This window comes from Microbulbifer agarilyticus S89 (assembly GCF_000220505.1).
Lineage (GTDB): Bacteria > Pseudomonadota > Gammaproteobacteria > Pseudomonadales > Cellvibrionaceae > Microbulbifer > Microbulbifer agarilyticus_B.
This window is the reverse complement of sequence record NZ_AFPJ01000004.1, coordinates 91,828-117,269: the sequence shown is the minus strand read 5'-3', so window position 1 is coordinate 117,269 and position 25,442 is coordinate 91,828. Positions and strand designations below refer to the sequence as shown.

Here is a 25,442-nt window from a genome sequence, read left to right as displayed (position 1 = left end):
TGTATGACCTGTGCGGTGCAGGCGCAGGACACTCAACGCACCAAGGGGCCGGCGAGGATGGTTTTGCTGACAGCATGGAAGAGCACAAACCGCGCACTTGGCAACAAGGCGCGGCCTCTGGCCAACGTACTCTTGCGCGCTGTGCTTGTGCTCACCGCAACCCTTGTGGGCGCCTGCTCCGACACTCCCTCAGATGCGCCCTCTGACGTCCCCTCGAATAATCAGGTAAGTCCCGCTCCGAGTACCCCCGATAATGGCGCACAGATCCAGCTCAATGGGTCTGGTGCCAGCTTTCCATTTCCCATTTACACCAAATGGTTCAGAGACTTCTCCGAATCGGAAACCGGTGTACAGGTGAATTACCAGGCGACAGGTAGTAGCGCGGGGATTGAGGATTTCATCGCTGGCACGGTAGATTTTGCCGCCTCCGATGCGGCGATGACGGAAAACGAAATCGCCGAGGTTAGCCGGGGTGTGGTGCTGTTGCCGGTGACGGCGGGAGAAGTGGTCCTCGCTTACAACCTGGCCGGAGTCGACGCATTGAAACTGCCGCGCGATGTCTACCCGGACATATTCCTCGGCAAGATCGACCACTGGCAAGACCCAAGAATCATCGCGGCAAATCCCAACGTTGTACTCCCGGACCTGAAAATCACTGTGGTTACCCGCGCCGATGCGTCCGGCACCTCCTATGTGTTTTCCGGCCACCTGAGTGCGATCAGCGTGAATTTCCTGTCGGCGATAGGCCAGTCGACCACGCCAAACTGGCCGAGCCGGGCCAATTTCGTAAGCGCACCGAAAAACGACGGTATCGCTGCCGAGGTGAAACAAACCCCAGGCGCCATTGGCTATATGACTTACGGTTTCGCCAAACAAACCGGCCTGCCGGTGGCGCAGCTGGAAAACAAGGTGGGTAACTTCGTCTCGCCAGGCCCCGCAGCCGGCGGTGCCGCGCTGGCCAGTGCGCAGTTTCCTACCGGCACCCTGCCCGGTAGCACAGTGCCAAACCTGATCGCCTGGGTACCAGACCCGGGTGGCAACAGCGCGTATCCGATTGTCAGCTTCTCCTGGTTGCTTTTGTATGTGGATCAAGACAACGACAAGGCCGCCGCGTTGCGCAGGCTGGTGGACTATGTGCTGGGTGATGACGCACAGGCAGAGGCCAGTGCACTTGGCTATATCCCTCTGCCGCAAAACGTGCGCGAGAAGGTACGCGAGGCCGCGCAATACCTCAAATAGCGGCGCAGGCTTGAGCCCTCTCGAGCCCCCCTCAAAAACTCTTTAGCCACCGCAGCAGGGCATGGCGGCGCCATAGCAGCAACAACACGGCAATCGCCGCGTAAATCGCGGGTTCGATCCAGCCACTCTTCACCGACCACCAGAAATGCCAGCACACCAGACCAGCGACCACATACAGCAGGCCGTGCAATTTTTTCCAATTGCGCCCCATCTTGCGCAGCAGCACCGGCAGTGATGTGATCGCGAGCAGCAGAAGAATCAGCCAAGCGCTAAAGCCCAGCAGGATGTAGGTGCGCTTGACAATTTCCTCGCCGATCAGCGACCAGTCGAGACCCAGCTCCAGCACCAGCCAGGCACTGAAATGCAGCGTGGCCCAGGCAAAACACCAGAGCCCCAGGGGCCTGCGCAGCCGATTCAACTGGCCGAAGTGCAGACTTTTTGCCAGCGGCGAAATCAATAGCGTCAGCAGCAGCAGGCGAATGGCGCCCATCCCCAGGTAATGGATCAGCTCTTTGACCGGGTCACCGCCAAGGCGCCCCTGGTTGATGGCCACAAACAGCCACAGCAGTGGTAGCAAGGCACCGAGATGCACCGCCAGCTGCAGCGAGATCGCAAGTGGCTTTTTCCAGGCTGCCGTCACTAGTAGAACTTCCTGAGATCCATATTGCGGTACAGGGACGCCACCTCCTCCGCATAGCCATTAAACGGCAATGTGGGCTGGCGCTTCACCGCAAACAGGCCGCCCTCACCAATAAACCGCTCGCTGGCCTGGGACCAGCGCGGATGGTCTACTTCCGGGTTCACGTTGGCATAGAAGCCGTACTCCTGCGGCAGCATCTTGTTCCAGCTAGTGGGCGGCATCTCCTCCACCAGTTTGATTTTGACGATCGACTTGATGCCCTTGAAGCCATATTTCCACGGTACTACCAAGCGGATCGGAGCACCGTTCTGTGGAGGGAGGGTTTTACCGTACAGGCCAACGGAGAGAATGGTGAGCGGGTGCATGGCCTCGTCCATGCGCAGCCCCTCTACGTACGGATAGTCGACGCCGCCACCGATAAAGCGATTGCGCTGTCCCGGCATTTGTTCCGGGTCGTACAGTGTTTCAAAGGCGACAAATTTGGCGCGACTGGTGGGCTGGAAACGCTTCAGGAACTTGCCCAGTTCGAACCCCACCCAGGGAATCACCATGGACCAGGCCTCCACACAGCGCATACGGTAAATACGCTCCTCCAGGCCAATCTCATTCATCAACTGCCACACATCCACCGTTGCCGGCTTTTCAACTTCACCATCCACCTGCAGTGTCCAGGGCTCGGTGCGCAATCCCTGACTGTTCTTCGCCGGGTCGGTTTTGCCGGTGCCAAACTCATAGAAATTGTTGTAATTACCCACCTTCTCCTCTGGCGTGAGCACCAGGTCGGGGACGGGTTGTTGCGGGGTGAACTTCAACGGTTTGCGCGGCGCCTGCTTGGGCTCGTCCTTGCGGCCAAACAGGTCCAGTCCCATGGCTTTCTCCCCCACACCGGCGGTGGCCAGTACGCCACTGGCAGCCAGCCCTTTAATCACACTACGGCGGGATACATAGGCCGATTCCGACGTGGTTTGGGCTTCGCTCAAGTCACTGGGGGCGGGCTTCTTGATCAGCACGGTGGCATCCTCGGGTTGGCAATTCAGGGGGTTGCTGTTGTTCTGTCGCGGACACGGAAGAATTCTTACATTGCGCGGCAGATTCAGTGACCGTATACGCAATACAGGCCCGATCAGCTCAGAAAGAATTGCTGGATACCCAGCAGTACATTGGTGGTTGCCACCGACGCAAGAATAAGCCCCATTATGCGACTGACAATACTCGCGCCGGCATCGCCGATCCAGCGATAGATCCAGTTTGCAGTCAGCAACAGCAGCAGCACAATACCCAGTACCGCCAGCATCGCACTGGCGGTATTCACCTGATGAATCGGGTCGAAACGGTGATTGTCGGTCAGCACTACCGCCGCCAACATGGCACCAGGGGAGGCAATGGAAGGGACTGCCAGGGGAAATATCGCGGTTTCATGCCCCTCGCGGATGATGTCCACCTCCTGCTCGGGCTTGCTCTCGCCAAAGATCATGGTGAGGGCGAACAGGAACAGCACGATCCCGCCGGAGACCTGGAACGCAGATAGCGGCACCCCGATGGCCTCCAGCAGGTACTGGCCGGCCAGCAGGAAGAACAGCAGGATGCCTGTGGCAACCGCCACCGCAATCAGGGCAATCTTGCGGCGCTGCCATTCGCTGTGACGACTGGTCACGGCAATAAACACCGGCAGGGTGCCCACCGGGTCGATCACGGCAAAGAAAAAGACAAAGCTACTGAGCCAATCGTCCAAGTGATCTCCTGCATGCCCGTGCTAGTATCGGAAAAATATGGGAGAGGCTTCCAACAGAGTTTAGTGCATGACAAACCATTCCCCGACCGCGCGCCGTATCGCCAAAACCATCCTCAATGGGTTTGACGCCTATTTCGCGGATTTCCAGAATATGACCCTCGGGGCAAAAGCCCGGTTTGAAACCGCGGCATGGGACGCGGTCCACGAAACCAACAAAGAACGCATCGACCTGTACAAGACCAAGGTCAACCAGGTGCTCAAGCTGGTGCACTCGGTCACCAGCAAAGACACCACGCAACTGGAACTCTGGGGCCAAGCCAAAGCCACCTACAGCCAGCTCATCGCCAACAACAACAATTATGAGATCGCCGAGACCTTCTTTAACTCGGTGTTCTGCAGCCAGTTCCAGCACGCGCATATCCACGACAGCCATATCTTTGTGAAATCCTCGCGTGCACCGGATGAAAAGCCCCTGCGCGACTACAGCATTTACATCAGCTACAACGGCCAACATGGCCTCGATGCAATGATCGAGGACATTCTGGCGGATTACAGCTTTTCCATTCCCTGGGAGAATACCGAACGTGACCTGCGCAACATCTGCGATGCTCTGCGGACCGGGCCCCTGGCGGGAAAACTCGAGTCACTGGACGATGAACACCGGTTGCGCGTAGACATGCTGGAATCGGTGTTCTACCGCAACAAGGCCGCCTACCTGGTTGGCCGGCTGATGTTTGCCGGTGAGGTGATCCCACTGATACTGCCATGCCTGAACAACGGCCGTGGAGGCATCTTTGTCGACACCCTGATCTACGACAACGACTCCACCAGTATCATTTTCAGTTTCACCCGTTCCTACTTTATGGTGGATGCGCCGATTCCATCGCGGTTCGTGCGCTTCCTGTCCACCATCATGCCGCTCAAGGAAAAGTCGGAGCTGTACAACTCCATTGGCTTCCACAAGCATGGCAAAACCGAGTTCTACCGCCATGTAATCGCCCACATGAAGGTGAGCAACGATAAGTTTGTGATCGCCCCGGGTATCAAGGGTATGGTGATGAGCGTATTCACGCTGCCGTCCTACCCGGTAGTCTTCAAGGTAATCAAAGACAAATTCGATAACCCGAAGACGGTGACCGAAGCCATCGTCAAAGAAAAATACAAGTTTGTATCGCGTGCGGACCGTGTGGGACGCATGGCGGATACCCAGGAATACACCAACTTTATTTTTTACCGCAACCGTTTCAGCGAGGAGCTACTGGCGGAGCTGCAGAAGCTGGCGCCGTCGAAACTGCAAGTGGATGACAAGTGGATCATCATCAAGCACCTGTATGTGGAGCGGCGCATGGAGCCACTCAACCTGTATCTCGACGATGCGGATGACCAGCAGACCATTGAAGCCATGGAGGAATACGGCAATGCCATCAAGCAGCTGGCGGCGGCGAACATCTTCCCCGGCGACATGCTGCTGAAGAACTTTGGTGTAACCCGACACGGGCGCGTGGTGTTTTACGATTACGACGAGCTGTGCCCCCTCACAGAGTGCAACTTCCGCAAGATTCCCGAACCCCAGACCACCGAGCAGGAACTGGCGGACCGGCCCTGGTACACCGTTGCCGAGGCCGATGTATTTCCCGAGGAATTCCGCCTGTTCTTCTCTGGCAACCCGGTAGCGCGAAAGGCCTTCGAGGATCAGCACAGCGACCTCTACGACTATCGCTACTGGCAGGGTTTACAGGAGCGCATCCGCGCCGGACGTGTGGAGAGCACCTTCCCGTACCGCCGCAAGATCCGCTTCAAGCGCCCTTCGCGTAAATCGAACCACTGACTTGAAAGTCGTGGTACTACTGGTCTTATCGCGTTCACGCACAGGGGAAAAAAGCCCGCTAACAGCGGCTATAGTTAGAGAAGCGGATTGATACCGAGGAGGTAGGAAGTGCGGTATTTTAGCGGTAGCGCACTGTGCGCGGGTGTGGCGTTGTGGAGCCTGGCGTTGACCGGTTGCGGCTATCTCCCCAGCGAGATGAATGGCAAGCCAAAGCCCGCCGATGCCAAGTCGCAGGACGCCGCTCCGGAAGTGATCAACCATGTCGCCAGCTGCAGTACCCGCGCCAAAGGCCACAAGTTGCTCTCCTTCAACGACCTCTACGTCGCGACCAACGACCCGCACCTTCCCTTCCAGCGCGCCAGTAACCTGCCCCGCAAGTTTGATGTACGCGCCTATGTGTGGGGTTTCCAGAGCTGTGAAAACCTCAGCGATTGCAACACTGGCGACCACTACTGGCTGATCGGACGCGGACCCGGCGATGACTTTTCTACCTGGGTGGTCACCCCCCAGTTCCCGCGCATCACCATCAGCTCATCCTGCCGCAACAAACTCAAGGTCGGTGAGCGCTACCGCTTTTCCTTCAGCAACGGCCAACTCACCGGCTTCAGCAAGAACTAAACCTCACGGTTCTTGAGGTAGCGATAAATGGCATCCTGCGAGCGCACATTGCGCTTGCTGTTGCGATTGGCGATACGGCTATTGGTCTGCTCCGCATCCAGCACCCGCGCCTTCTGATTGTCCTGCCACTGCAGCTCCAGAATATTCATCACCGTTTCGCGATGTTCCGCCGCCAGTAACGGGAAGGTCACCTCTACCCGGTGATCCAGGTTGCGAGTCATCAAATCCGCCGACGAGAGATACACTTGCGGGTCGCCACCGTTGTGAAAGGCGTACACCCGCGCATGCTCGAGATATTTATCCACCAGGCTAATCACCTGGATATTGTCCGATAAGCCCTTCTGCTCACACTGCAGCGCGCACATGCTGCGGACAATGATGCGCACCCGTACCCCGGCCAGATTCGCGCGGTACAGGTAGTCCACCACTTCATGATCCACCAGGTTGTTGCACTTGATGAATATCTCCGCCGGCATGCCCGCCTCTGCCGCGGCAATTTCCCGATCAATCGCCGCGAGGATATTCGGCCGATTGCTGTGGGGGGAGCTCCAGATGTGGTGGTACTCCGGACGTAGATGCGGCTGCTTGATAAAGTCGAACACATGGTAGGCGTCCTGCCCCATTTGCATATCACTGGTTAGCAGGCTGAAATCGCAGTAAAACCGTGCCGTGCTTTCGTTGAAGTTGCCGGTGCCGAAGTGGCTGTAGTAGCGATCCGTACCGTTTTCCTCACGCACAATGGATATCAGCTTGCAGTGCACCTTGAGCCCGGGCACGCCGTAGATGACTTCCACCCCCGCATCACTCAACTCGTTGGACCAGTGGATATTGGCCTGCTCGTCAAAGCGCGCCTGCAGCTCCACCACCGCGGTCACCTGCTTCTGGTTGCGCACCGCATTGATCAGTGCCGCGACTACTCGCGAGTTTTTTGCCACGCGGTACAGGTTGATGCGGATTTCCCGCACCTTGGGGTCAATGGCCGCCGATGCCAGCAGCTTGGTGATCACGCGAAAGTCATGGTAGGGGTAGTAGCACAGGCGATCCCGCTCATTCAGCCAGTCAAAAATATTGGCACTATCCGGCAAGGTGGGCAGTGGCTTGATCGCCCGATAGGTATGCTGCTTGGTATCCGCCGGAAAGCTCATAAAGTCTTTTGAATTGTGATAGCGCCCGCCGGGTGTATAGCTGTCGTAGCGCCCCATCTTCAGTTTCTTCTTGATTAGCTGCAGCAGCACCTCCGGCATGGTGGAGTCGTACACCAGCCGCACCGGCTCCGCCTGCTTGCGCTTCTTGAGGGATTTCGCCACGCGATCGAGGATATGCTGGGTGACATGCTCACCCAGCTCCAGTTCGGCATCGCGGCTGATCTTAAAGGTAAAGGCTGCCGCCTTTTCGATCGGTAACACATAGCGAAACACCTCCACCAGGCAGGCGCGAATCACATTATCCAGAACGATATAAACCTTCTCGTGTATGTTCTCGCGGTGGGGAATCGCAATAAAGCGCGGCAGGATATCGGTGGGAATTTCCAGCGCGGCAAAGCGCAGGCTGCCGTCTTCCAGTTCCAGGTAAATGCCGAAGTAAATGCTCGCCTCGTTCAGCAGCGGCATGGTGTCGCGGTCATCAATAAAGAAGGGTTCCAGCTCTGGCAACACTTCGCGATGGAAATACTCTTCCACATACTCGCGTTGCTTGGGTGTGAGCTGGCGCTCACTGATCAGGTGAATATTGTTCTTGCCGAGGTCCTCCAGTACCTTGCTGTAGGCATTGCCAAAGCGGGCATGCAACCGTGCCGCCATCTCATTGATACTGGTTAGCAGTGCGGAAAAGCGCTCTTTCTTTTTGCTGCCCTTGGTAAAAGTGGCCAGACGCCGGACATCCGCTACACGAACCCGGTAGAATTCGTCCAGATTGTTGGAGAAGATGCCAAGGAAACGCACCCGCTCAATCATTGGCACGCTTTCATCCTCTACCTCCTGCAGCACACGCGCATTGAAGGAAAGCCAACTGAGCTCTTTGGGATATAAAGGGGTGTCGTTTGCCATACTCGTTACTGCAGTTGCCGTGGAAGGCGTATCCACACTGGACTGGCTGTCGGTCGCCACGCCCGACGACAGCGTAAAATTATTGGGTTCCAAAACGGTACCGTCCATTGAAGCCATAGTTCATTGGCCGACAGTTTGCTACATTTTTATTGCAACCATTTGACAACCATAACCATGATTGACCCCGCCGACGCCGCCAACCAAGACGTCACCCACGAGCGCTTCGCAGCCCTGGACCTTGGCTCCAATAGCTTCCACTTGCTGCTCGCTGAATTTCGCGATCTGCGTATGGTGCGGCTGCATACCGATCGGGCCATGGTGCGCCTGGCAGAGGGCTTGGGCGCCGACCGCAGTCTCGATCCGGCAGTGGCGGAGCGCGCCCTGGAAGCGCTGAGGCGTTTCGCGCCGGTAATCCAGGACCTGCCGCAGGACAAAGTACGCGTAGTGGGCACGAACACACTGCGTGCGGCGAGTACCCGCGCCGATGGATTCCTCGAGGAGGCCGAAGCGATCCTCGGCGCTCCCATCGAAATAATCTCCGGTATCGAAGAAGCGCGCCTTATCTACGCCGGTGTTATGGCCGCTGCCGAGGGGCCACCCTGTTTGCGCTGCGTGGTCGATATCGGCGGCGGCTCCACCGAGCTGGTGCGCGGCATGGAAGTCCCGCGCCAACTGCAAAGCGTCAATATGGGCTGCGTGGCCTTCAACCGCCGTTTTTTCAGCGATGGCAAAATCGATAGTGGCAAGCACAACAATTTCATCCGTGCGCGCCGTGCCGCTCAGGCGGAACTGCAGGAGCTGCAGCATATCGCCGACGATGCCCTGGTGATGGGCGCGTCCGGCACCGTCAAATCGGTTTCGCGCATGTTAAACGATGGCGAGCTGCTGCCCATCTTGCGCGAGGATATCGACGCGCTGGCGGATAAAGTGGCCAAGTGCAAAACCGTCGAAAAAATCGACCTGCCTAATCTCGACCCTCAGCGACGTCCCGTGTTTGCCGCAGGCCTCGCCATACTGCACGGCATATTCCGCGAGCTGAACATCCGGGAAATGCATATATCGCCCTACGCTATTCGCGAAGGCATCGTTTACGACCTGGCGGGTCGCGCCCACGGCGGTGACCGCCGCGGGGATACCGTCGACAACCTGATGGAACGCGGCGAAATTGACCGCGACCAGGCAAAGCGCGTCGCCAATACCGCGCTGCAATTTCTCAGCCAGCTCAACCCTCACGCTCAGGTCAGCCAGCGGCGCCTACTGCACTGGGCTGCGGACCTGCATGAACTCGGCCTGGCGCTGTCCCACAGCAGTTTTCGCAAACTCAGCGCCTACATGATCGAGCACGCGGACATGGCCGGGTTCGGTAAAAGCGAACAGGAAAACCTGGCCTATCTGGTGCGCAACCAGCGCGGCGATATCAAGGCCGTGCGTGAGCACTACGGATTCCACCCCAACAATGATTTATTGTTGTGCCTGCGCCTCGCCTGTATCGTGCACCGGGATCATGTGGACCGCGCCATCGATGGCCTCCAGCTCACCGCAGATGGCCCCGGCTATCGCCTGCAGGCCCCTGAAGACTGGTTGTACGCAAATCCAGCCATTGAGGATCTTCTGTCTATGGAGGTCGAGTGCTGGGAAGAAAAATCGATAAAAGTGAAAATGATTTCCTCGTGAGCACCAACAACGCAAGCACACTCGAGCTGCAGCACAACTACGCCGATCTGGGGCCGGTCTTTGGCACCCCCACATCACCCACGCCGCTGCAAAGCCCACGCACTATCCATGTAAACCCCTCGGTAATCGCACTGCTGGGATTACCCCCGGCAAGCACCGAGGATCCCGCTTGGGCGGCGCTTACCAGCGGCGCCAAGCTGTTTCCGGGCAGTGTGCCGTTTGCGATGAAATACACCGGCCACCAGTTTGGCAGTTACAACCCCGATCTCGGCGACGGCCGTGCGCTGCTGCTGGGTGAGGTAGAACATCAGGGGCAACGCTGGGACCTGCATTTAAAGGGCGCGGGACAGACGCCCTACTCGCGGTTTGGCGACGGTCGCGCGGTTTTGCGCTCCACCATTCGCGAATATCTCGCCGGCGAGGCGCTCACCGCACTGGGTATCCGCAGTACCCGCGCGCTGAGTATCGTTGCCAGCAGTGAGCCGGTGGCACGGGAAAAAATGGAAACCGGCGCGGCTCTGATCCGGGTGGCCGAGAGTCACATCCGCTTCGGCCATTTCGAGTACCTGTTCTACACCCGCCAACTCGAGGCACAGCACAAGCTGGTGGAACATGTGTGTGCACAGTTTTTACCGGAAGTGAATGGCCTTCCGGTGCAGCAACAGGCGGAGGCATTGCTGCGCTTTACCGTGCGGCGCAGTGCAGAGCTGGTGGCCGGCTGGCAGTCCATAGGCTTCGCCCACGGGGTATTGAATACCGACAATATGTCGATTATCGGCGATACCTTTGATTTCGGCCCCTACGGTTTTCTCGACGATTACGAGCCCGGATTTATCTGCAACCATTCCGACCATACCGGGCGCTACGCGTTTGATGCACAGCCCGGTGTGGTGCTGTGGAACCTGAATGCACTGGCCCACGCATTTTCTAGTTTGCTGGATACCGAAACCCTGAAAGATTGCCTGGGCCAGTACCAGCCCCTGCTGATCGATTTCTTCGCCGGACACATGCGCCGCAAACTGGGGCTCGCCCGCGAGGACGATGGTGACCAGCAGTTGTGTGCCGATCTGCTACAGATTCTCGAGGCGGGTCAGGTGGATTATTCGCTGTTCTTCCGCACCCTCAGCCACTATTGCGGTGAGCGCCCGGCAGAGAGCCTGCACGCTCTGGTCGCGCCGGTGCAACACCAGGCGCTGGACGACTGGCTGTCCCGTTACGACCAGCGCCTGCAAAAGGAGCAACGATCAGCAACGGAGCGCAGCCACGCTATGCTGCGCACCAACCCCAAGTTTGTGCTGCGCAACTATCTTGCCCAGCGGGTGATCGAAGCCGCCGAGGCGGGAGACTACGCGCCCCTGGCAACCCTGTTCACCCTGCTGCAGTCGCCGTTTGATGAACACACTGCGCACGAAGACTGGGCGGCCCCACCACCGGACTCCGGTAAACACCTGCCCATCAGCTGTTCCTCATGACAGGAATAACCCCATGCCAGTCGCCATGCGTGTGGTCACTGCGAGCCAGTCGATAGCTTCTACACTCTCTACAACACGGTAAAGTTCCCAATGCGGAGCGTGACCTGAAAACATGTTATGGTCAGCTCTGATTACTTGCGATGGAAGCTCTTATGAAAAAACATTTCCTGGCCATGAGCGCCGTATTCACCGCCCTGCTGCTCACTACCCAGCTGGCTGTTGCCGATGTGGTGGGACGCTGGAAAACCATTGACGATGAAACCGGACAAGCCAAGTCCATCGTGGAAATCTACGAGAAGGGCGGCAAGTACTACGGTCGCGTGGTGGACCTGCTGATGAAGCCGGACGATACCGTGTGCGAAGCCTGCCCCGGTGCCAACAAAGGTAAACAAGTTGTCGGCATGGACATCATCACCAATATGGTGAAGAAAGGTGATGTGTACGAGGGCGGCCAGATTCTCGACCCCACCAAAGGCAAGGTTTACGACTGCAAGATGTGGGAAGAAGGCGGCAACCTGATGGTGCGTGGCTACCTGGGTTTCTTCTACCGTACTCAGACCTGGTATCCGGCAAACTAATTTGCGCAGCTAATTAGTAAGATCGGGTAGCGCGAAAGAAAACGAAAGAAAGCGCACAAAAAGGAGGGCCTACGCCCTCCTTTTTGTGTGTGTAGATAGCTGGGTGTGACGCCGAATACGATCAACCCTCCAGGCATCACGGGTCCTTTCTCACAGCGTTAATTAACTAGAAGCGCAGCTGCATCCGTACCGCACCAACCGTAGCATTACCACGACTGATCTCATGGGGATGCACCCGCTGCACATCCGCGGTGATACGCACCCAGGGCGTCACAAACAGGTTATAGAAGACTTCTACCCCCTCCTCATCTTCTATGAAAAATGTCGGGTCGAAGGGCATGGATGCACCAATTGTCGCCAGCCCGCGGACTAGGTCGTCACTCAGGCCATATTTAAAATAGCCAATACCCCAGCGATCCTGGGTACGGCTCGGGAACAGCCCCTGCCCGGCAAGGCCGACGATAAAGTGCCACTTCAAGGGGTTGGGATTCCCATCAGAAATGGCTCCTTCCGCAAACAATCCCCAGCCGATATCCGGATTTTCCGGGTAGTGATAGAGGGTTTGCTGTACCCGTGCGCTGAGGTACCAGTATCCATCCTTGGTCAGGATCGATTCAGCGGCCTCTGGAAGATCGATCAGCGCTGGAACAGTGGCGAGATCCAACCCTTGCTTCGAACTGTAAACACCACGGACGCCATAAAACCCTTTTTGGCCGGATAAAGTCACGGGAAAGGTTACCGAGAGGCTGGTGGTGGTGCCATCGCGAAACGGGTGACGGATAACGTCATAATCCTGGGCATTGCGTGGGTCATAGACCATCAGGGTAAATCCCGCATGCTCGGCTTTCAGTTTGCCAATTACCCCAAACAAGTATGGTGGCGTAACCCCGGTAATCGGTGCCGCAAGTGCGGTATTCAAAAAGGTATCGAGGCCACCCCCGCCAATAAGTGGCTTCTTGGCCGCAGCGTCGAGCATATTGAATTTACCAATGGAAATTCCCCCACGCTCGCCGAAACGCTGCGAAAGCGTCAGTGCCAGCTCCTGATCACTCCCACCGAGCCTGGGAAAGGCCATTGCGGTATTGAACGGAAACAGCGCCCCACTCTCCGGGTCGTTGGCATCCTCCCCGTATAGCCATTCCTGATGTGCGTTGAGTGAAAAGCCGCGCCACAACCCCGCCTTGGCCAGATCCACATTGACGATCAGGTCGCCCTTGCCCCCATACTGCCAACTCTTTTGCCCATCCCCCGCGGTGATCCCCTGGGAGAACTGGGTCAACCACAGGTCGAGGTCTACCCCATCTTCACGCGCAGCCTGCCGTTTGCCGCCGGGGCAATCAAATAGCGCAGGACGCGCGCAATAGGCGGTGCTGTCGACCGCCCGCTCGTTCGGTTGTGCGAACCCAAGGGGAGCAGTAACGCATCCCATCAATACGAATGCGATCACCCCATGTCTTAACCAATTCCTTATACGGACCGGTTTCGCAGGTATCAAGCTCCGTGGAAGCAAGGAAAAGCGCCTAGAGCCCATCACGAAATGTGAACCGGCCGTCCATCATGGTACCCACTACTTTGGTATCGGCGATATCGGAGGGTTTTACATCAAAAACATTCTTTTCCAAGATGACAAGATCCGCATACTTACCGACTTCGATACTACCTACCTTGTCTTCCATGCGTGCCTCATAGGCGCCACCCATCGTCGCCGCGTACAGGCATTGCTCAAGCGTGATTGCCTGGCTCATTGGCGGGAATACACGCTGGTCACTGGGGTTCGACGGATCCCGTCGGGTGACGGCCGCCTCACATTGGCTCAGTGCACCCATATTCTCGGGACTGGTACTGGGCACATCGGCAGCGATACTTACATTGGTACCGCCGTCAATAGCAGTCCTTATCTGCTGAAAATACTTGAGGGTTCTCTCTTCCCCGATGGCCGCGCGCGTTGCCTCCATCCCACCAGCCCAGGTTGTGGCCCAGATGGGCGTGATATTTACTGGAATTTTATTTTCCAGCACGCGCTGCATGTCATCCGGGTGTACAACAGTGAAATGCTGCAGGGAGTTGCGCGCATCGACATTGCCATCTTTCTTCGAGGCAAGGAAGGAATCGATGGTGTCACGCACCGTCTGAGAGCCGTCCACATGTACAGAAACATCAAAACCCGCTTTATTTGCTGCTTTAATGACTTCATCTGTACGTTGCGCCGACACACCGCGTTTCACCTTCTTTTCGGGCTTGTCAGAGAAAGGCTCAATCATGACGGACGCGTGGCTCGTGTGCACGCCCTCAGGGTGTATTTTGATTCCAGTTACTCGAATCAGATCTGAGTCATACATGCCTTTCAAATTACTGACATTTTCTAGCAACTGATCAACCGATTGTGTATCTGTCTTGTAGAGAATTTGCATAAAGGTGCGGAGTTTGAGTGCTTCCTGCTTCCGCTGCTCATCCAGTAGTTTTAGCGCGATTTTGTAGTCATCGAAGTGCTTCGCAAGGTTCTTGATATTCGGTGTGGCTAAGCCCTGGTTTATATAACCCGTGCAGCCATGGCTCGCTGCCAAGTCATATAGATTGCGCTGACTTTCCTCAATCATCTCGTCTGCTTGCCAGGCACCAGACTCGACAAAGGCCTCCATCCATGCAAACTCTTTTGCATTCCCTGTGGGGTTGCCATTTTCATCACGCACCCATTCGATCAGCCCGGGAATGGGATCCGGGGTATCTTTATTAACGCCCCCCATCTCCATGGCCTTACTGTTCATCCACATATCATGCATGGTGTAATCAATCAGCATCACTGGACGATCGGGGACAATTGCGTCGAGATCCTTGGCCGTTGGCGGTTCATCCATCAGCGCGGGATTCCAGCCGGATCCGCGGATAAACTTTTCATCAGGATTGGCTTTCGCGTACTGCGAAATTATTTCCAGGTAGTCAGATTTTGATTTGGCGTCACCTAACTTTGCGCCGAGCCCCATCCAACCCGATGCAATCAAATGCTCATGGGCACTAAAAAAGCCTGGCAGCAACATTTTACCCTTCAGGTCGATTTGCTTGGTTTTATCACCGACAAATTTGGCAGCACCCTTTGCATCGCCTACATAGCTGATTTTATTGCCAGTAATGGCTACCGCACTGGCCCAGGGCTCAGCCGCATTCATCGTGTAGACTTTTCCGTTAGAGAAGACAATATCAGCATGCCCTGGCGTAGCATTTACGAAAGCACTAAATAAAAGAAACCAGCCCATTAAAGCGGCTGTAATAAAATAGCTAGAGCGACTTTGGCGTATCTTGGGTCTCATGACAGTGGCACACCTGAGGTTAACAGTCACCGGCTTATCGGTGCGAGTAGCCTGTGACATTGGGTATACAGACAGAAGCCAACACATACCGTGTAGACGTCGAAATTTCCTTCACGATCTTGTCTCGACCTGAAGTTTTTTAACTATAGAGGAAGACTTTTAGGGAGGGAGAGGGAGAGGGAGAGAGAGTGACGCGTGCAGGCACAAAAAAGCCCCACCGGTTGGGGCAGGGCTTTTTGTTTCCACTAATTCAGGCAGAAGTTTTCACACCGGCAAACCAGTGCGCCAAGGCTCACTTTTCCACCACTTCCACCTTATCCACTTTCTGGAAACCGCGCGGCAGTTTATTACCGCGGCGGCCGCGCTCACCCTGATAGTGCTCAAGCTCGGAGATCTTGATGCGGGTGTGACGCTTTCCGGCGTGAATCAACAGCTGATCCTTGCCTTCCAGCACCGCAATTCCCACCAGCGTTTCTTCACCACTGGCGGCGCGCGCGGCGGGGATGTTGATGATCTTGTTACCCTTGCCTTTGGATAGCTCCGGCAGCTCGGATACCGGGAACACCAGCATGCGCCCTTCACTGGTCACTGCCGCGAGCAGCGCCTCGTCGGGATTTTCGATTTCCTGCGGCGGCAATACGCTGGCGCCCTTGGGCAGGGTCAGCATGGCCTTACCGGCCTTGTTGCGCGATTGCAGGTCGGCGTACTTGGCGATAAAGCCATAACCCGCATTGCTCGCCAGCAGGACTTTCTGATCGTCCGCGCCCATCAACAGGCCTTCAAAGGTAGCACCGGAGGGCGGGTTAATGCGCCCGGAGACCGGCTCACCCTGGCCCCGTGCAGACGGCAAGGTGTGCGCGGCAATGGCGTAACTGCGCCCGCTGCTGTCGAGCAACAGCGCCGGCTGGTTACTCTTGCCGCGAGCGGCAAAGCGGAAGCCATCGCCGGCCTTGTAGCTGAGGGACTCCGGGTCGATTTCGTGGCCCTTGGCCTGGCGAATCCAGCCCTTGGCCGACAGCACCACGGTAATCGGGTCAGAAGACAGCAGTTCGGTTTCGCTGAAGGCCTTGGCTTCGGCGCGCTCGACGATGGGCGAGCGGCGGTCGTCACCAAACTCTTTGGCGGCTTCGAGCAATTCTTTCTTGATCAGGGTCTTGAGGCGACGCGCGCTGTCCAGGGTCTTGGTCAGCATATCGCGCTCTTTCTCGAGCTCCGCCTGCTCGCCGCGGATCTTCATTTCCTCGAGGCGCGCCAACTGGCGCAACTTGGTATCGAGTACGTATTCCGCCTGTACCTCAGACAGCTCGAAGCGGCGCATCAGCTCCTGCTTCGGTTCCTCGTGGGTGCGGATAATCTCGATCACCTCGTCGATATTCAGGAAGGCGATCAACAAGCCATCCAACAGGTGCAGACGCTTCTCGACCTTTTCCAGGCGGAACTGCAGGCGGCGTCTTGTTGTAACGGTACGGAAGCTCAACCACTCGGACAGGATCTTGTCGAGGGATTTAACCTGCGGGCGACCGTCAATGCCGATCATGTTCAGGTTTACCCGGTAGCTCTTTTCCAGGTCGGTGGTGGCAAACAGGTGGTTCATCACCTGCTCCAGATCCACGCGGTTGGACTTGGGCACAATCACCAGGCGGGTCGGATTTTCGTGGTCCGACTCGTCGCGCAGGTCGCCCACCATCGGCAGTTTTTTCGCCTGCATCTGCGCAGCGATCTGCTCCAGCACCTTGGAGCCACTGGCCTGGTGCGGCAGCGCGGTAATCACGATATCGCCGTCTTCCTTGGTCCATACCGCGCGCATTTTCACCGAGCCCTTGCCGGTCTCGTACATCTTGTGGATATCCGCGCGCGGCGAAATGATTTCCGCCTCGGTGGGCATATCCGGGCCGTGGATAAACTCGCACAGGTCACTCACCGTGGCCTTGGGGTTTTCCAGCATGTGCACGGTGGCATTAACCACCTCACGCAGGTTGTGCGGTGGGATGTCGGTAGCCATACCCACCGCAATACCTGTAGTGCCGTTCAACAGGATATTCGGTACCCGTGCCGGCAACACCGCCGGCTCGTCCATGGTGCCGTCAAAGTTCGGCTGCCAGTCCACGGTGCCCTGCCCCAGCTCGGACAGCAGTACCTCGGAGTACTTGCCCATGCGCGATTCGGTGTAACGCATCGCGGCGAACGACTTGGGATCGTCCGGGGAGCCCCAGTTACCCTGGCCATCCACCAGCGGATAGCGGTAGCTGAACGGCTGCGCCATCAGCACCATGGCTTCGTATACGGCGCTGTCCCCGTGCGGGTGGTACTTACCGATCACGTCACCCACGGTTCGGGCAGATTTCTTGTATTTGGCGCTGGCTTTCAGGCCCAGCTCGCTCATGGCGTAGACAATACGGCGCTGTACCGGCTTCAAACCATCACCGATATTCGGCAGGGCGCGGTCCAGAATCACGTACATGGAGTAGTCCAGGTACGCCTTCTCCGTGTAGTCCGCCAGGTGCTGGCGCTCGGAAGCATCAAAGACTGAGGGCTCGGTCATACTGCGAGAGTCTCGTTATTCTGTTGGGGACAGGTATATATAAGAGGGGGATTATGGCCGACACAGACGAGCGGTTCAAACGAGGCTGGGGCTGGTCGCCAGAGCCCTTTTCGTGACCTGTGTGGCGCGTCCGCTACCAGCGGTAACGCGGCCATGGACTGCGGCACGCCCTGCCCCCGGGGCATCCAAACCCGGCGATCTTCGTACTAAAGTAAAACGACAACTATCCTGACCTCAGGTTGAGTGCATAGAAGTACGGCCCGGAGAGATGCTGCGCTGGCCTGCGTTACGCAACTAAATATCCATGATCGATAAAACACACAAAGGTGCGCGGGTGAAGAAACTCCGACTGATTCTCGGCGACCAGCTCAATCACAACCATTCCTGGTACCGCGATGACGATGCCGACACCTGGTACTTCATCGCCGAAATGCGCCAGGAAACGGACTATGCCAGGCACCATATCCAGAAGGTGGTGGCCTTCTTTGAGGCTATGGCCGAATTTGCCGCATGGCTCAAGGCGCGCGGTAAAAATGTGATCCACTACACCCTGGACCACCCAGACAACACACAGAAACTTGGTACCAATATCGCCGCGCTCGTCGCGAAGCATGAGTTTGCCTGTTTTCAGTACCAACTGCCGGACGAATACCGGCTCGACCAGCAACTGCAACAGCTCGCCGATGATCTGAGCATTACCACCGAAGCATGTGATAGCGAACACTTCCTCACCGAGCGCAACACGCTGAGCGAATTCTTCGAGGGCAAGAAAAGCCTGCTGATGGAGAGTTTCTATCGCCATATGCGCAAGCAGCACGATATTTTGCTTACCAGCGCGGGTGAACCCGAGGGCGGGCAGTGGAATTTCGACCAGAGCAACCGCAAAAAGTGGAACGGAAAACCAGAAATCCCCCACGAACGCGGCTTTCGCAAGAATGTAGCCAAAACCGTATCACGTCTGGAAAAGGGCGATGTTGCCACCATTGGTACCATCGACCCGAAGCAATTCAGTTGGCCTACTTCACGGGAAGATGCACTGGCTGTGCTGCGCCATTTCTGCAGCGAACTGTTACCGCACTTTGGCGACTATCAGGATGCCATGCACGATCGCGAGGTGTATTTATTCCACAGCCGCCTCAGCTTCGCGCTCAACAGTAAGTTATTGCATCCACAGGAAGTGATCGATAAAGCCATCGAGCACTGGCGTGCGCACAAATCTGAGATCGACATTAGTCAGATTGAGGGTTTTGTACGGCAGATTCTTGGCTGGCGGGAGTATATGCGCGGCATCTACTGGAAATCCATGCCCGGCTACCGCCGCTGCAACCGCCTGCAGAACCAAAAAGCGCTACCCGATTTCTACTGGAGCGGTGACACGGACATGCATTGCCTGCACCACGCCATCCGCAACAGCCTCGACAACGCCTATGCCCATCATATCCAGCGCCTGATGGTGACCGGTAACTTCGCCCTGCTCGCGCAGGTACACCCGGATGAGGTAGATGCGTGGTATCTCGGCATTTATATCGATGCCATCGAGTGGGTGGAAATGCCCAACACACGGGGCATGAGCCAATTTGCCGATGGCGGACTGGTTGCCACCAAGCCCTACGTCAGTAGCGGTAGCTATATCCACAAGATGAGCAATTACTGCGACTCGTGCCGGTACAATGTAAAAGAGCGCACCAGCGATGATGCCTGCCCCTTCAACAGCCTGTACTGGCATTTTATCGAGGAGAAACGCGAACTCCTGGCCCACAATCCGCGCATGTCGATGATGTTTCATCAACTGGACAAGATGTCCGACTCAGACCGTAAAGCCCTGCGCAAACGCGCCAGGGCAATCATCCAAGACCCGGATAAATTCTAACGCTTGCGCCGGCTGCCAAAGTGACCCGCGTCGCAACTAGTTCGAAAATTCTACGCGCGGATCGCTGCTGTCCGTACCAATATAGTCGGGTGCACACTGGATGAAATCCTGCTGACTGAGCCCGGCCTCGATCAGGAACAGCTGGACGTTGCGGCTGCGGCGGTTCGACAGCTGCAGTAGCTCTTCGCGCATACCGCGGGGCGGATCGCGGAAGAACTCACGGGCGGTTTCGCGGGCGGCGGCCATCGCCTGTGCCTCATGGGGGAACATCATCCGCAAGTCCTGGGTCGTCGCCACGCCACAGATACCCGGCCGCGCTTTCGGGTTATCCCGCAAGGTTTCGACCATGCCGCTCAACTCGGCCTGCGCTTCGCCACTCAGCTGGTCGCTGCCGGGCGCAAACAACAAGTCGTCAAAACGTTCCGCACGGAAGCGATCCCAGGCCAGCTTGGCAAGGCTGTAAAAACCGATTGGGGTAAAGTAGGCAAACAACGATTCGAGAATCGCCCGCTGCAATACCTCACTAAAGACAAACTGAAAGTTAAAGTCGGGATCGTATAGATCTCCGGTGACCGGCATTTTGATCTGCACATCACCGTTACCGTCTTTGAGCAAGGCCAGGGCAAAACTGAGTGGGATAAAACTTCTTTTCACTTCGAGGTGGTCAGTATCTTTTACCCGACGTATTTTTATTTTTTCCAATCCCATGTTGGCCAGTGCATCGAGTTTGTTATCTTGCACTGATAGATTGAGCACGGCATCCAGCTGCCCCTGCAAAATCTTGTAGCCAAGCAGGCGCGCAATATACGGTGTTGCCGGGATCAAATTGGCGCCCTCAACATACCCCAGAAGGCCACCATCCCAATGGTTGTTCTCGCGCAAATTGATATGGCCTGCCAGGTGCATTTCACTGAAACCACCGGGGCTGGCCCGCAATATCAGGGTCGCCGCAGCATCTTGGTAATAGTTACTCGCGCCACGCAACAACACATTGATGTGCCGGATGGGTAGTTTTGCGTGATAGCGCTCACTTTCATCGAGCCACAAAAAAGCCCCCTGGTCGACGTACACTTCGCGTATCCGGTAACGAAAACGGTTGGCCTTGCGGGCGATATCACCGCGCTGGTACTGGTAACGATCCGCCTCGGGAGTACGGTTGCGAAAGCGCTCCCAGGCACCCAGGTCGCCCTCAATGCCGCGCGCCAAAATACTCCTGGGCCTCAGCACATTGATGCTGTCAATCGCCAGGTGCTTCTCTGCGGATTCATACTCAAAGCGGGCGACACTCAGGTGCTGGATCTGCGTATTCCACTGGAAGTTCACAAATTCTGGCGCGCGCGGGCTGCGCTGGAACAGCTTGCTGTTGGCTACTTCCAGAGACAGGAAGCCCATGCGGTTTTTGGTGTAGGTAACTTGGCGTGCCTCGGCGAACTCCAGTTCCAGCAACCGCACTCCGCCGGTGTCATTGATGCCCGCACGATGCAGTTGCACCCGATCCAGCACCAGCGCGCGCGCAGCAAAGTCGAACCGGCCAGACGCATTCAGGTCCTGCAACTCCAGGCAATAACGCACACCGGGAACATACCCCTCTGGCAGGCAACCACCGACCCCACCGAGGCGCAGGTTTTCACTGACTAACTGCCCTTCGCCAAATCCCAGGAAATCCGCCTCCAGAGATTGCACCGCCAATAGCGGTGATGCCAGGCCCGCGGGAAACCCCGCCTGCGTGATGCGCAAGCCGTCCACGGATACATGGCGCAGATTTCGCATGGACTGCGGATTGCGCAAGTCGCTCAGTGACATCCGGTGACCGCTGTGCAGAGTAATCGTGCCCACATCGAAGCAGGGCGCCAAAGGCTTTTCGCCAATACGCATTTCCGGCAGGCAGCCGCTCAAGCCGGTAATTTCCCCCTCGGCAACCGCCAAAGTACCCGCGGACACAACCAGTCCGTCGACATCCAGATAATCGAACCCCAGGCGCCGACTCCCGCCCTGCAGCAACACGAAATCATTGACGGTGATATGCCCACTACTGCGCAACGCGGTATCTGCTTCGCCCAGTACCAGCGTCTGCTCACCGGGGATTTGCAACCGACCCACGCGGATACAGGTTTTCGCGCTGGCACCTTTGCCACTCCCTAATGGCAGGCAACCAGCCCCGCCCTGTGCGTCGAGGTCCGCCACCCTCAGTCGCCCGCCACCGGACCATGCCAACGCGCGCCATTGCAAATACCCCAGCTCCAGCGAAGGTGGCCGATTTAATGCCGGCAGCACACGCAATTGGTTTGCCTGCAGTGGCCCCAGTCGCAACCGCTCGTTTCCGCTACTTGCGCCCGCCGCGCCAGTGAGTGCAATCAGGTTGTCACCGGTCAGGGCGATCACGCCCCAGTCGAGGCAGCCGGCCCACAAGGTGCTGCGATCTCCACCAGACGGCGATGCCGCCAGCCAGTCTTTCGGCCCGCAACCGCGCAGTGCATTTAGGCGCACATCCGTCAGGTTAAGTGCCAGAGAACGTCGCCCGCCCATCTGCACAAAACCGACATTGGCAATCGACAACTGCGCCAGTTCCAGCTGTGGTGGACCGGTTTGGCTGCCGTACAGCGCCACCTGCCCAATGCTGATTCCGTCGCCACGGGATGTGAGATCGCGACTGCGTACACACTGGGGCAACCCCCGCTTGGCAGCCCGCTCGGCAGCCCGCTCGACAGCGGATTTGTCGGGCCAACAAATATTGATACTCGATGCCTGCAGGGCATCGAACTCCCAGTCTGCCCGCGCGAAGGCGACCGCAGGCAGGTCCACACGCATGGAGAGGCTGGACAGGTCGCGGATGTCCGCGGTGAATTCACCGCTGTGTCCGCCTAACGAAAAACGCTCCAGGGCAAGCTGGTTCAGGTCGGCAAAAAAGCGGTCGCCCCAATATTTCAGCGTGAAGGTGTCGCCGGTGCCCAGCGCCTGTAGCTCGACACACCGCTCTGCCACCAGGCAAAAGGCCGCACCGGCAAGCGATGCCCCGGGCAGCTTGAAGTGCGCCATGGCTGGCTGGGATTGCAGCCGAATTTCCGCCAGCGGCAGCGCCAGGCTGGCCAGAGTCAGGAGCGATTCCCCCGTCGCGCTGGTGACAATCGCATGATCCAGGTTGAGTGCCGCCGCATCCAGTTTGAAACGGAAGGCACTACCTTCAGGTTGCTTGTCGCGGGAAATGCGTGTGCGACGTTCGACGGCGAGATGCAGGGGCTGCTGTTGCTGCAGATTGCGAATATCAAAACAGCTCGGGGTCCGCTGCCCAACTGGCGCGCTGCCCTTTACATCGTCCTGGCTATTTTCCCCGGCGACCAGCAGCTGCCAGGATTTGGGCAGGCAGCCCTGTAGGCTTGCCAACGCCAGCGCGTCCAGTTCCACCTGCGTGCTAATGGCGCGCAGGTTTTTGCCGATAGCGGCGGCTTCACTGGTCGCGGCTGGCTGACCCGGCGTCGAACTCCCGCTCGCCGGGGGTGTACTTCGCACTATGCCTTTTTCACTACCCTCGTCATCGGCAATTACTTCTGTCGCGGTAAAGACGCTGTCTTCGTTTCCCCACCAGTACTCCTCGCCGGCGGCAAAGTACTCACCCGGCGCAAGCAATTCATTACCTCGTTTGAACAAGCCTGGTCCTACGCGCAACTGGGACAGCACCAGCCCCGTCTGCTGGTCACTGGTTGCCGCCAAATGGTCGTCGAGCACCAGCTCATCCAGGGACAGCTTCCCGAGAATGGCATAAGGCGAACTGGGGCTGGCATCTTCGCCCTGACGCTGCCCAGGGACATTCTTGTTATCTGCGTCGCCGGCCGCCGAGTCGGCGCGGAATACAAAACTACCCGCTCCATCTAGCCCCACCAGGCGTGTGCATAACGGCGACAGGCGGTCCGGCAACAAGCCATTGGGTGCACATCCGGCAAACGACTGCAGTGAAAAATCGTCGGCGAGGATCTCCCTGTCAGCCGGTGCAATCCGCAACCGCGCCCACGCCAACTGGGTTAACTCGGCGCGCTCCCCCAGGCGCGGCTGGGCCGCTGCCTGCGTGACGGCCTGCCGTCTTTGCTCGAACTGCACATGCGCCAGCGAAAACGGCCCGCTCTCCAAGGCCCATGCTTGCGCAGGCCAGCCGTTGCGCGCGTGCTTGCGCGGGAACTGCATGGAGAAGTCTTCGCCAATAGCAAGCTGCGAGAGATTCACGCACTGGTCGGGGGTATCCCACAGCACCCCCGGCAAGCAGCCGTCAGCCGCATCCAAAGACGTATCACTCAGGCCAAGGCGACGGGTTTTGTTGCGGTACTGCAAGACGCCAACCTGCAGCTCGTTGATTTTCAGTGGCTGCGGATGGGGGGCGGTACCGACCAGGTCCTCGATTTCACCGCCAGACAGCACCCCGTCATTAATTTCCATTCCAAAGCTGTCGCGCCAGGCAAAGCGCGTGGCCTGGGGCAGATCCAGAGTTCCCGCGGTCACACAGTAATGCTGGTCGGCGTTGCGCCAGGCACTCGGGCACCAGGAGAAGCGCTGCGCACTACCACTTTGCCATACCAGCGTTTTGTCCGGACGATCAAAGTCGAAGTTGTTGATGGTGATGGTTTCGGCGCGCCAATTCGGCAGCTGGCGGTTTTGATAGCGCAGGCGAACCTCTTCCCCACTCAGTCGGTGCCAGGATATTTCACCCTGTTTGCCAAATGAAAACTGTCCACGTTCCGCGAGGTCTAGTCGTCGCGCGCTACCGCAATGCCCGCTGATCTGATTCAGCGCCGGCACCGCCTCGGCCCAGCGCGCAGGTGAACAGCCGGCAAACTTGCGCGCGTGGGTATCCGCCATGGTGAAATGATTGCCGGGCCGGTCAAAATGCACGTCTTGGGTATGCAAGTGCACCAGTGCAACGATCGGGTTTTCCTCTGCAGCCGGCCGCTGCGTCCCACCCTCGGTGGGGGGCTGGTAACCAAGGCTGTACTGGGAAACCATGCCGTCGCGCTCGTCCCACGCCAGCAGGTTATCCAGCTCCAGCTCGTCAGCGCCAATATCGAAATTCAGCGGCTCCTGTGCCTCGCGAAAAGCGCTGACAAAAAATTCCTTCAGCACCAGCTTGCCAATGCGGAAACAGGTCGGGCTGGTCCACTGGGGGCGGTGGAGATAGCAGACTACGCTGTCGTGCACGGTGGCATCGGCCCATTCCAGGCGCCAGTTTTTTGGTCGTTTGGGCCCCTCATCGAGCCACCAGCCACCGATCTCCCACACGCGCCCATGTATTTTCCCCGGGTGGGATTCCAAATCCATATAGGCGCCGTGCAACTCCATCTGTCGCACACGGATTTTGCCGCGCAGCAGGTGCCACCAACTGAGCCCAAGAGACATTTCGCGAACGCGAAAACCACGCTCAAACTCATTGCGCATTTCTACATTGCGCAGGTGCGCTTGGAGCCGCGGCAGCGATACGTTCACATAATCAATGCGCGCTTCCAGTCCCCGGTCATGCAGCCAACGCTGCACCATGCCGGGAATAACAATGGAGACAAAAAGATTCAACACTGCGATGACCACCAGCAAAATCACCAGCGACCACAGCAGTCGGTGTAGACCTCTGCGTGCAGGCTGCCGCGCCGGCGGTACGGGTGGTGAACTGGACGTTGCTTTGGACATCAAATCTCAGCGCAAAAAGAATTCAGCGCAATGCCCACCATTTATTGGCGAATGCTGGTGAGGAGTTGCGGGCTCCTTACATTAAAGACCAGGCAGGCACGTGCGGATGTCGCGCAGGGCAACCAAAAAAGCATTTATTGCCACTTTATTCTGCGTGTAACACGCCAGATCTGCGTGTCGCAAAAAATCCGGCGGCCAATGCTTCGCGGCAAAGTCCACAAAACGTGCTATTCCG

The 25,442-nt window shown here is 57.5% G+C and carries 15 protein-coding genes; 7 read left to right on the top strand and 8 right to left on the bottom strand.

Going from position 1 to position 25,442, the window contains the following annotated elements; all coding sequences use genetic code 11:
• Positions 1 to 57 precede the first annotated feature (57 nt).
• A complete protein-coding gene (gene pstS, locus AS89_RS16495; protein ID WP_100169204.1) occupies positions 58 to 1,239 on the top strand; it encodes a phosphate ABC transporter substrate-binding protein PstS in 1,182 nt (393 codons plus the stop codon).
• A gap of 31 nt (positions 1,240 to 1,270) precedes the next feature.
• Here pstS and msrQ read toward each other — a convergent pair whose 3' ends face one another.
• From msrQ to AS89_RS0100430, 3 genes are all read right to left on the bottom strand, one after another.
• Positions 1,271 to 1,879, bottom strand: a complete 609-nt coding sequence (msrQ, locus tag AS89_RS0100440; protein WP_010130242.1) for a protein-methionine-sulfoxide reductase heme-binding subunit MsrQ — start codon at positions 1,877 to 1,879, stop codon at positions 1,271 to 1,273.
• Positions 1,879 to 2,889, bottom strand: coding sequence for a protein-methionine-sulfoxide reductase catalytic subunit MsrP (gene msrP / locus AS89_RS0100435; protein WP_010130241.1), 1,011 nt, complete (start codon positions 2,887 to 2,889; stop codon positions 1,879 to 1,881). The genes msrQ and msrP overlap by 1 nt, the downstream gene beginning before the upstream one ends.
• Before the next feature lie 113 nt (positions 2,890 to 3,002).
• Positions 3,003 to 3,611 carry a MarC family protein gene (locus AS89_RS0100430; protein WP_010130240.1) on the bottom strand — a complete coding sequence of 203 codons (609 nt, stop codon included), beginning with the start codon at positions 3,609 to 3,611 and terminating at the stop codon, positions 3,003 to 3,005.
• A gap of 67 nt (positions 3,612 to 3,678) precedes the next feature.
• Here AS89_RS0100430 and aceK point away from each other — a divergent pair, with 67 nt between their 5' ends.
• Positions 3,679 to 5,439, top strand: a complete 1,761-nt coding sequence (gene aceK / locus AS89_RS0100425; RefSeq protein ID WP_010130239.1) for a bifunctional isocitrate dehydrogenase kinase/phosphatase — start codon at positions 3,679 to 3,681, stop codon at positions 5,437 to 5,439.
• Positions 5,440 to 5,547: 108 nt separating this feature from the next.
• Positions 5,548 to 6,057 carry a hypothetical protein gene (locus tag AS89_RS0100420; protein WP_010130238.1) on the top strand — a complete coding sequence of 170 codons (510 nt, stop codon included), beginning with the start codon at positions 5,548 to 5,550 and terminating at the stop codon, positions 6,055 to 6,057.
• On the opposite strand, the gene ppk1 is transcribed toward AS89_RS0100420, so the two are convergent.
• The gene (gene ppk1, locus AS89_RS0100415) at positions 6,054 to 8,210 is read right to left on the bottom strand and encodes a polyphosphate kinase 1 (protein ID WP_010130237.1); all 2,157 of its coding nucleotides are present in this window, start codon (positions 8,208 to 8,210) and stop codon (positions 6,054 to 6,056) included. The genes AS89_RS0100420 and ppk1 overlap by 4 nt on opposite strands.
• A gap of 66 nt (positions 8,211 to 8,276) precedes the next feature.
• On the opposite strand from ppk1, the gene AS89_RS0100410 reads away from it, so the two are divergent.
• The 3 genes from AS89_RS0100410 to AS89_RS0100400 all read left to right on the top strand — a co-directional run bounded on the left by AS89_RS0100410 (position 8,277) and on the right by AS89_RS0100400 (position 11,826).
• The gene (locus AS89_RS0100410; protein ID WP_010130235.1) at positions 8,277 to 9,776 is read left to right on the top strand and encodes a Ppx/GppA phosphatase family protein; all 1,500 of its coding nucleotides are present in this window, start codon (positions 8,277 to 8,279) and stop codon (positions 9,774 to 9,776) included.
• Positions 9,731 to 11,248 carry a protein adenylyltransferase SelO gene (locus tag AS89_RS0100405; protein ID WP_237709607.1) on the top strand — a complete coding sequence of 506 codons (1,518 nt, stop codon included), beginning with the start codon at positions 9,731 to 9,733 and terminating at the stop codon, positions 11,246 to 11,248. The genes AS89_RS0100410 and AS89_RS0100405 overlap by 46 nt, the downstream gene beginning before the upstream one ends.
• A gap of 152 nt (positions 11,249 to 11,400) precedes the next feature.
• Positions 11,401 to 11,826, top strand: coding sequence for a DUF2147 domain-containing protein (locus tag AS89_RS0100400; protein WP_010130233.1), 426 nt, complete (start codon positions 11,401 to 11,403; stop codon positions 11,824 to 11,826).
• 166 nt (positions 11,827 to 11,992) lie between these two features.
• Here the strand turns inward: AS89_RS0100400 and AS89_RS16490 are convergent, their stop codons facing one another.
• From AS89_RS16490 to parC, 3 genes are all read right to left on the bottom strand, one after another.
• Positions 11,993 to 13,273 carry a carbohydrate porin gene (locus AS89_RS16490; protein WP_010130232.1) on the bottom strand — a complete coding sequence of 427 codons (1,281 nt, stop codon included), beginning with the start codon at positions 13,271 to 13,273 and terminating at the stop codon, positions 11,993 to 11,995.
• A gap of 73 nt (positions 13,274 to 13,346) precedes the next feature.
• On the bottom strand, positions 13,347 to 15,131 hold the full coding sequence (locus tag AS89_RS0100390) for an amidohydrolase (RefSeq protein WP_158217326.1): 1,785 nt from the start codon (positions 15,129 to 15,131) through the stop codon (positions 13,347 to 13,349).
• 292 nt (positions 15,132 to 15,423) lie between these two features.
• Complete coding sequence (gene parC, locus AS89_RS0100385; RefSeq protein ID WP_010130230.1) at positions 15,424 to 17,673, bottom strand: DNA topoisomerase IV subunit A; 2,250 nt, start codon at positions 17,671 to 17,673, stop codon at positions 15,424 to 15,426.
• A gap of 304 nt (positions 17,674 to 17,977) precedes the next feature.
• On the opposite strand from parC, the gene AS89_RS0100380 reads away from it, so the two are divergent.
• Positions 17,978 to 19,543, top strand: coding sequence for a cryptochrome/photolyase family protein (locus tag AS89_RS0100380; protein WP_010130229.1), 1,566 nt, complete (start codon positions 17,978 to 17,980; stop codon positions 19,541 to 19,543).
• A 36-nt stretch (positions 19,544 to 19,579) separates the two neighbouring features.
• Here AS89_RS0100380 and AS89_RS0100375 read toward each other — a convergent pair whose 3' ends face one another.
• Complete coding sequence (locus AS89_RS0100375) at positions 19,580 to 25,207, bottom strand: DUF748 domain-containing protein (protein WP_081475633.1); 5,628 nt, start codon at positions 25,205 to 25,207, stop codon at positions 19,580 to 19,582.
• Positions 25,208 to 25,442 lie beyond the last annotated feature (235 nt).

What these genes read in the sequence shown, in the direction of transcription:
- pstS (WP_100169204.1), top strand. Translation starts at nt 58, where the DNA reads ATGGTTTTGCTGACAGCATGGAAGAGCACAAACCGCGCACTTGGCAAC.
- aceK (WP_010130239.1), top strand. Translation starts at nt 3,679, where the DNA reads ATGACAAACCATTCCCCGACCGCGCGCCGTATCGCCAAAACCATCCTC.
- ppk1 (WP_010130237.1), bottom strand. Translation starts at nt 8,210, where the DNA reads ATGGACGGTACCGTTTTGGAACCCAATAATTTTACGCTGTCGTCGGGC.
- AS89_RS0100410 (WP_010130235.1), top strand. Translation starts at nt 8,277, where the DNA reads ATGATTGACCCCGCCGACGCCGCCAACCAAGACGTCACCCACGAGCGC.
- AS89_RS0100400 (WP_010130233.1), top strand. Translation starts at nt 11,401, where the DNA reads ATGAAAAAACATTTCCTGGCCATGAGCGCCGTATTCACCGCCCTGCTG.
- AS89_RS0100390 (WP_158217326.1), bottom strand. Translation starts at nt 15,131, where the DNA reads ATGAGACCCAAGATACGCCAAAGTCGCTCTAGCTATTTTATTACAGCC.
- parC (WP_010130230.1), bottom strand. Translation starts at nt 17,673, where the DNA reads ATGACCGAGCCCTCAGTCTTTGATGCTTCCGAGCGCCAGCACCTGGCG.
- AS89_RS0100380 (WP_010130229.1), top strand. Translation starts at nt 17,978, where the DNA reads ATGATCGATAAAACACACAAAGGTGCGCGGGTGAAGAAACTCCGACTG.
- AS89_RS0100375 (WP_081475633.1), bottom strand. Translation starts at nt 25,207, where the DNA reads ATGTCCAAAGCAACGTCCAGTTCACCACCCGTACCGCCGGCGCGGCAG.